The sequence below is a fragment of the Stappia sp. WLB 29 genome (genome assembly GCF_023507705.1).
Taxonomy (GTDB): Bacteria; Pseudomonadota; Alphaproteobacteria; order Rhizobiales; family Stappiaceae; genus Stappia.
In genome coordinates this window covers 1-397 of sequence record NZ_JALBGD010000033.1, presented here as the reverse complement: position 1 = coordinate 397, position 397 = coordinate 1, and the positions used below count along the sequence as shown (strand labels likewise).

Below are 397 nucleotides of genomic sequence, written 5' to 3'. Positions count from 1 at the left end.
GCGGTAGAGGGCGATACGTCGTGCGAGCAAGGCGCAGTGCGCGCAAAGGCCTGCGATGGCCTTGTCGATGGCCTCGATCTGGCGGTCGAGCGTTCTGACGAGGCTCCTGCAGGAGGCGACGACCAGGGTGCATCCGGGGGACTTGGCGCGGTTGAGTTCGGCGCCGCGCATGGCCATGAGGTCCTGCCTGCGGGCAACGAGGGCGGCCAGCTGCGCCTGGGTGCGGTCTGCCGGGCGGTGGAGCGGCAGGTGGCGCCACCGCTCCTGGCCATAGGCGGCCAGCAGTGCGGCATCGATGGCATCGGTCTTGGCCAGGCGTCCGAAGGAGCGGGCGAAGGCCCTGGCCTTGAGGGTGTCGGCCCGGTGGCAGGCGATGCCTGCGGCAGCGAGCTCTGCC

At 71.3% G+C, this 397-nt stretch carries 1 protein-coding gene; it reads right to left on the bottom strand.

Features of this window, described 5'->3' with window-relative positions; translation table 11 throughout:
• Positions 1-397: IS110 family transposase (locus MNI96_RS21785; RefSeq protein ID WP_249696650.1), on the bottom strand; the 397-nt coding region annotated here is incomplete at both ends.